This window comes from uncultured Draconibacterium sp. (genome assembly GCF_913063105.1).
Lineage (GTDB): Bacteria > Bacteroidota > Bacteroidia > Bacteroidales > Prolixibacteraceae > Draconibacterium.
Map to the genome: position 1 here is coordinate 97,302 of NZ_CAJXYQ010000018.1, position 7,288 is coordinate 104,589.

The 7,288-nt window shown below is 37.8% G+C and carries 7 protein-coding genes; all 7 read right to left on the minus strand.

Annotated features, from left to right (window positions below; all coding sequences use genetic code 11):
- Positions 1 to 9 precede the first annotated feature (9 nt).
- A complete protein-coding gene (locus tag QZ574_RS15945; protein WP_297091332.1) occupies positions 10 to 654 on the minus strand; it encodes an FAD-binding oxidoreductase in 645 nt (214 codons plus the stop codon).
- Between the two features lie 123 nt (positions 655 to 777).
- A complete protein-coding gene (locus QZ574_RS15950) occupies positions 778 to 2,391 on the minus strand; it encodes a sulfatase (protein WP_297091334.1) in 1,614 nt (537 codons plus the stop codon).
- A gap of 97 nt (positions 2,392 to 2,488) precedes the next feature.
- Entirely contained in the window at positions 2,489 to 3,493 is a 1,005-nt protein-coding gene (locus tag QZ574_RS15955) for a substrate-binding domain-containing protein (RefSeq protein ID WP_297091336.1), read from the minus strand.
- A gap of 124 nt (positions 3,494 to 3,617) precedes the next feature.
- Positions 3,618 to 4,193, minus strand: a complete 576-nt coding sequence (locus QZ574_RS15960) for a Maf family nucleotide pyrophosphatase (protein ID WP_297091338.1) — start codon at positions 4,191 to 4,193, stop codon at positions 3,618 to 3,620.
- A gap of 1 nt (position 4,194) precedes the next feature.
- Positions 4,195 to 4,725 (minus strand): HAD-IIIA family hydrolase, encoded by a 531-nt coding sequence (locus QZ574_RS15965; protein ID WP_297091340.1) that lies wholly within the window; start codon positions 4,723 to 4,725, stop codon positions 4,195 to 4,197.
- Positions 4,726 to 4,727: 2 nt separating this feature from the next.
- Positions 4,728 to 5,510 carry a Rossmann-like and DUF2520 domain-containing protein gene (locus QZ574_RS15970; protein ID WP_297091342.1) on the minus strand — a complete coding sequence of 261 codons (783 nt, stop codon included), beginning with the start codon at positions 5,508 to 5,510 and terminating at the stop codon, positions 4,728 to 4,730.
- Between the two features lie 5 nt (positions 5,511 to 5,515).
- Positions 5,516 to 7,174, minus strand: coding sequence for an O-antigen ligase family protein (locus QZ574_RS15975; protein ID WP_297091343.1), 1,659 nt, complete (start codon positions 7,172 to 7,174; stop codon positions 5,516 to 5,518).
- Positions 7,175 to 7,288 lie beyond the last annotated feature (114 nt).

Below are 7,288 nucleotides of genomic sequence, written 5' to 3' on the forward strand. Positions count from 1 at the left end.
TTTTTCTATTTAAAAATATACTTCAGTATAAATATTTGAAACCGGAATTCCTTTTCCTGTTAATATATCAAATACTTCGTATATCATCTCGCTATTTCCGCATAAGAAACAGTTTGTATCTTCGTCGAAAGTCTGCGTACTTAAAAATCCGGTTACCCGGCCATAAAAATCGCCTTGCTTCTCCCCCGAGGTACACAAAGTAACTTTGCTTCTTTTAAAGTCTTCATAATCATAGGCTTCTTCAGCTTTTCGCACACCATGTACCATCTTGAAATTGAGCTCAGGATGTGTTTTCAGGAAGCTATGAAACGGGCTTATACCTGTTCCTGTGGCAACAAATAAAAACTTTTGCGTGGCAAATTTTGCAGGATCAAACTTAAAGAAACCAAATGGTCCATCAACATCTACAAAATCACCGGCATTAAGTCGTTTTAATTTTGATGAAACCTTTCCACCGTCAACTTCTCGCACCAGTACTTCAAGAAAGTCATCGTGCTCGCCACTGTATATGGAATATTCGCGTCGGTCAACCGCTCCTTTTGTTCCCAATAAAACAAATTGTCCGGTCTGAAACTCCATTCCATTTCGTTCGAAACGAATTACAAAAGTATAATCGGTTAAATGCCTGACCTGTGTAACTTTATGCTTTTTCAATTATTAAGACTTGTTCTAAATAAATCGATGCAAAAGTATAAAAAAGAAATAAATGGTCAAGTTCAAATCTCGATTGATTGATAATTCTTTTTATTCGTCATCGCATGGTATCGCCGGGGTTAATTATTCGGGGTTGGGAAATTCGCGCATTGGACTATATCGAGTGTATGAATCGAATATTTCGGGATCAGGCCCCACCACGCGTGGATCTTTTGTTTTCTTTAATTCAGTAAATAAGGCTGTTTTCATTTCTTCCTGAACTGTCAGTACCTCGTTGGTATTTATCAGGTTCATTAAACAATCCGGATCATCTTTAATCTGGTACAATTCAAACTCCGGTCTTCTGTCAACTGCCAAATGAAAATACTTACTTACCGCTTCCTGTGTTCGATTTTCAATGATAAAAGATTTTGTAGGCGAACCATCGATATCAGTATAAGCCCATTCGCTATGGTGAACTCCCTTCTCATCAATTCCGTGCATGGGTAAACGTTTATTTTGAGTTCCCGGTGCAATGCGCTGCGGAGCCCCGGCTGGCCAGCGTTCCGGTTTAATATTCCAAATCAGTAGGTATTCCTGACTACGAATTGCCCTAACCGGGTAACCATAATTTTTGTATCGCGAACTGGAATGGCGTTCTCGTCCGCTATAAACATATTTCTTTTCTGCACTTACCGTTCCCTGCTGTTCAGCTTGTAAAATATTTGCAATGCTTTTTCCGCTAATGGGCAACATACCTTCGGCCGATATGCCAGTAATTTCAAGGATAGTTGGCGCCAAATCGGCAAAACCAATTGGATCATCCACCATTCTTCCTCCTGGAAAGTTTTTTGGATAGCGTATGGCAAGTGGCACATGTATTCCATACTCGTAGCCGTTGGCTTTTGCCCTGGGAAATGCCATTCCATTATCAGAAGTAACAATTACAATCGTATTTTCCAGTTCCCCAATTTCCTCAAGGTACTTCAACATGCGTTGCAAATGCAAATCAAACCATTCTACTTCAACGGCATAATCCAACAGGTCTCCCCTAACAATTTCGTGATCCGGGAAAAAGTTGGGCAACTCAGCATCGGTAAGTTTTTTTCCGTTTCTTTTCCACGAATCTTTTTCAAATGCCCGATGTGGTTCTTTTGCCCCATACCAAAAGAAGAATGGTTTGTTCGATCTTTGGTTTTCAATAAAGTATTTGAAGTTCTCAAAATAATTTAAGGTGATTATCCCCTCTGCTGTTCTTTCGTCATCAGCAGTACCGGCTTCGTAGGAAATGCGGCTATACTCAACACCACCTGCGTCTGTTTTTCGCCAAAGCGAGTCATTTTCAGTTCGTGCATATTGAAATGGCGAGACTCCCTTACCGGTACGACCCGTAGCATATCCATTGGCCTCGAGTACATCAATAAAAGGCACAACTTTTTTTAACCACGATGAGGCATGCTGGCCGGCTTGTTCGTTTTGCCAGTGATGGCGCCCTGTAACAATAGCACTTCGTGATGGAGCACATCCCGGCGACCCTGCGATACAATTCGAAAAATAAATGCCTTCAGAAGCGATCTTGTCGAATGCCGGAGTATGTACAAATTTACACCCTCCAAAACTGGTGTGCGCAAATGATTGGTCATCTGAAATAGCAAACAATATATTTGGTTGTTTAGGTTTTGAGTGCACAGAATTACAGGCAATTAAAAAATCGCTTACAACAAATAATACGATAGCCCAAATTAAAAAACTTCTCATTTTATCTGATTTAACAATTTTAAAGTTAACAAAAGTTTTCAGCAAAAAGAAAGGGATCTCAATACTGAAATCCCTTAAAAAGAACTAATCCATTTCACTATTTAAAAACTTCCTCCTCACGCTGATAGCCTTCAGAAATAACAGTTAACTGCAGATTTTCCTTGTTAACAATCATTCCGGAATGAAATACTGTTGGCACCAGCATTTCCCCATTACTCACTGTCTGATAAGTCTTTTCACATTCTTCGCAGCGTGCCATTTTCATTGCGAGGTCTGCTGCTGTTGCGGCAAGTTTTTCGTATGGTTTGTATACCGTGCAGGTTTGGTTTCCGGCAACAATCTCGCGCAGATTACGTAAGTCGGCATCCATACCCGCTATCAAAATCTGGCCTTCTCGTCCTGCCTCTGCAGTTGCTCTTATAACCCCCAAAGCCAGCTCATCATTTCCGGCAATTATAGCATCTACATCAGGGTGCTCTTTTAATAAAGCTTTTCCATGATCGTAACCTTCATTTTCCTCCCAGGCCTCGGTAAACTCATTAAAAACAATCTCAATATCGCCCCTTTCCACCAGCGGTTGTAATACATTTCGTTGCCCAAGGTACAAAAGCTGACTGTTGTTATCGCTTAACGCACCTCCTATTAATGCATATTTTCCTTGCGGTTGAATTGTTGTTAAATAATTGGCCTGTAGTGCTCCAATTTCAACGTTATCAGTAGATACATAAAAATCGAGTTTGCAATTTTTTATCAACCGGTCGTACGAAATCACCTTAATATTTTTTGCATGAGCAGCTTTCACTATTTCGGCAGCAGCAAACTGATCCACAGGTACTACTACTAATACGTCAACACCGTTGGCGAGCAGTTCTTTTGCCTGTGCCAACTGTTTATCGGCATCATTTTCGGCATCCATAACTTTTACGGTTCCTCCAAGTTCCTGAACATTTTCAACAAAATAGTTCCGGTCATTTTCCCACCGCTCCTTATCAAAAGCGTGAATTAGAAAACCAACTTCAACAGCCTCGTCTTTTTTATCACATCCGGTAAAGAGAATTGCAGCAAGAAAGGTTAAGATGAGTAATGCTATTCTGTAATTCATATTATTGAATTTAATTAAGTTTCTATTCAATTTACGAATTATCAGTTGATTGGTTAACCCTGAAAATAGTTTTAGTTCATTGTTTTAAAACATCAGAAATAATGAAACCTTTTGGCAGAGTATATTAAAATTTTTGAATTTCCTCGTATAATTTTTGAAGAGGCAGTCCCATTACATTATAAAACGAACCTTCAATATGTTTAATACCAATTGAGCCTATCCATTCCTGAATACCGTACGCACCGGCTTTATCAAACGGTTTAAAAGTAGTAATGTAATAATCGATTTCAGTTTTGGTTAGTTGTTTAAACTGCACGTTGGTTAAAGATGAAAACACGACCGATTTGTTAGTTGAACTGAGGCAAACACCGGTTATTACCTCGTGCATTTTTCCGCTTAACGCCGATAAAGTTTTATAGGCATGATCATAATCGTCAGGTTTTTCGAGCACTTGTCCGTTTAAAACAACAATTGTATCGGCTGTAATCAGCAAATCTTTATTGTTCAATTCATTAACAAAAGCTTTTGCCTTTTTTTCTGCAAGAAATTCAGGGATCTGATGCCCCCTTAGGTCAGAAGGATAACTTTCGTCAACATCCTTTGTTCTCACTACAAAATCAATTCCCATTGATTTTAATAGCTGCTGGCGGCGCGGCGATTTTGACGCAAGAATAAAATGATAGGCTGGAACCCAGTTCATACTAAAAAGCTCTGGAGTTTAACATATCGTTGGTAAACCACTTGTGCTGGGCTTTTAAAGCTTGTTCTATAACATCGCGGACACATCCCTCTCCACCATTTTTATCCGAGATATATTTCGAAATACTTTTAATTTCATTTACAGCATCTTTTGGGCAGGTTGGCAAACCAACTGCATTCATCACCTGGAAATCGACCAAATCGTCGCCCATAAAAAGTACGTCTTCGGGTTTTACATTAACTTTCTTCAGAAAATCGTTTAAACAAGCTACTTTATCTCTGGCCTTGTCGTAAAAATATTCCACTCCCAGTTTCTCGTATCGTAAGCGCACCCGCTCAATATAGCCTCCGGTTATAATCGCAATTGGATAACCTGCTTTTACGGCGCTTCGAATAGCAAAGCCATCTTTTACATTGGCTGTTCGCACCGGATCTCCTTCTTCGTTTAAAGGCGATATATCCTTCGATAAAACCCCGTCAACATCAAAAACAAAAGCTTTTACCCTTGTAAGTTCTTCTTTAAAAAATGACATGTCTATTCCTTTTTCTGATGAAGCTCAAAAATACTCTTTGAAATTGAATTGTACAATTCACGAACCTTTGGCATTTCGTTCAGTTCTTCTAAATGGGCGTCAATTACGTTTTCATCATAACGAATAGCCGGGCCTGTTTGAGCCATTTTCGGATGTAATTCCTGAACCTTCTGTGCTGTTTCCTTTATTAAAGGGCGAAGTACTTCGAATGATATATTTTTACTATCGAGATATTGTGCAGCCAACGCATAACAATGATTTGCAAAGTTGCAGGCAAACACAGCTGCAATGTGCAGACTTTTTCTTTTTTGGGATTCCATAACCTGAACTAAACCAGACAGTTGTTCAGATAAATTAAACAACAACTTTTCGTTACTTTGAGAATTTCCTTCAACAAAAATTGGTATTTCCCGAAAATTAACTGCCCTGTTTTTTGAAAATGTTTGCAAAGGGTAAACAACACCATAATTTGCGGAAAATTTACTTAATATACCCATTGGCAAACTCCCTGAACAGTGCACCAGTAATTTATCTTCAAGCACTACTTCTTCAAGTACCTTTTCTAGCGCAGAATCTTTCAGCGCCACAAAATAAATATCGGCAGTTGTTGTAATTTGGCCGGGAAATTTTGTATAACTGGCATTTACTCTGTATGCCAGTATTTTTGCTGCCTCCTCCGTTCTGCTGTACACCTGGGTTATTTCATGTCCCAATTGTTTTAGCTCCACCGCCAGATGTGTTGCCACATTTCCAGCTCCTATAAAACAGACTTTGTAGCTATTCATCGTTATTATTTTTGAAACTTAAAATTTCGGATAAGCTCCGGTGAATTCCATAAGAAAAGACAATAAAAAAAGCTAAAAAACGAGAGTCCCATATGACTTTCAAAATTTGCATCGCCTAAATTTGCAATACCCATAAAAACCAGAAACAACCAAAATAACAAATTACTTTGATGCCCCTCCCTAAATACAGGAATAAGTAAAAAGCTTATTATTATAAGAAAGCCAATTAAGCCAAATTTAACCATGTAATTCAGGTATTGATTATGCGAAGATCGCTGATTTTCGGGGCTTAAATTCGAATTTAAAAATTCGTATGTATTCGCATATTCTTCCTTCCAGTTACCAGTTCCTATACCAAACCAAAAGTTATTTTTAATGATTTCCAAGGATGCCTTAAAAAACTCGATGCGTTGAGATAAAGATTGTCCGTTTGGATCTCCGGTAGCTTTATACCTGTCGTACTCCCAAAGGGTTTCATAAATTCGAGGATATAAAGAAAACTTCTTATCTATATAAATGTAATTGGCATATCCTTGTTCTATGGCTTTTACATCCTTATCTGTTAAGTTATTAACGCCAACACTATCTTTCCGTAATCCTTTACTTGTCAAATATCGTATTAATGTCGACTGATAAGTAAATCCGCGTTCATCCAAAGAGTCAAATTTGCATTCACTCCGTTTATTCCATTCTTCTCGCAACTCATCATCACAAACGTAGCTGTTAACCCAGTTTCCATTTTCCTTTTCAAACGAATCAAATTTAAATGTGTAAGGATTTCCAGATTGCGTATGTTTATCAACCCTATCAGGATTTAATTTTTCAATGGTATAAAAATTATCCCATACTGATTTAATGTATGTTACCGAAAAAAACAAGGCTCCCACAAGTAATACAAAAAGAAAGTACTTAAGTTTTCGTCTTCCTGAAAGTAAATAGTATAGGATGAAAAAACTCGCAGCACCAACTAATGAAATAATTCCGGTAATTGACTTCAGAACTACAATAAAAAATACGAACCAAAGAAGCAGTAATGTTAGGACAACTGCACTCTTTTTTTTGCTAATGTTTTGGTGAATTAGAAAAAAGGTACAGAAAATAGCCAGAGCTACCTGGTATGAAAATCGAATATGTGAAATAAAAGAGATATCTCGGAAATCAGTAATATGTAATGCTGATTTAAATACGAGCCTGACAATTGCTAATAATGACGCAATAAAGACAGCAATACAAAAGCCAATTAAAATGTTAAAAAATTGTTTTTCTGATAATTTTGGAGATAATATAAACGCCAGTGGTATAACAATCCAAAATGCAACTTTTTTTAATTGATAAATGGAAAGCGACCAGTCATTTGTTTGTATTAAACCAAGCAGGTAAATCAGAAAAATACCAAAAAGGAATAAAGCAGAAGCCTTTTCAGGGTATAAGTTCTTTGATTTTCGCCAGGTATAAAATAATAGCGATTGTACGAGCAACGCTGCCGCAGCAATACTCACAAAAGCTTCAGAAAAAGGGATAACAATAACAAATAGTAACAAACTATAGTAAAAACTCTTTTCATTAAAATCAACCTTTACTTTTTCTGGTCTCATTCGGTCAGTCGTATTTTTTATCAAACGATATAGAATAAAAAATATTTGCTGTAGTTCTACTTTTTTCAATAAAAAAGGCCCATGCTCATCAGAACACGGGCCTCAATAAAATTGGCAGCGACCTACTCTCCCACTTTTACGCAGTACCATCGGCGCTGACGGGCTTAACTTCTCTGTTCGGAA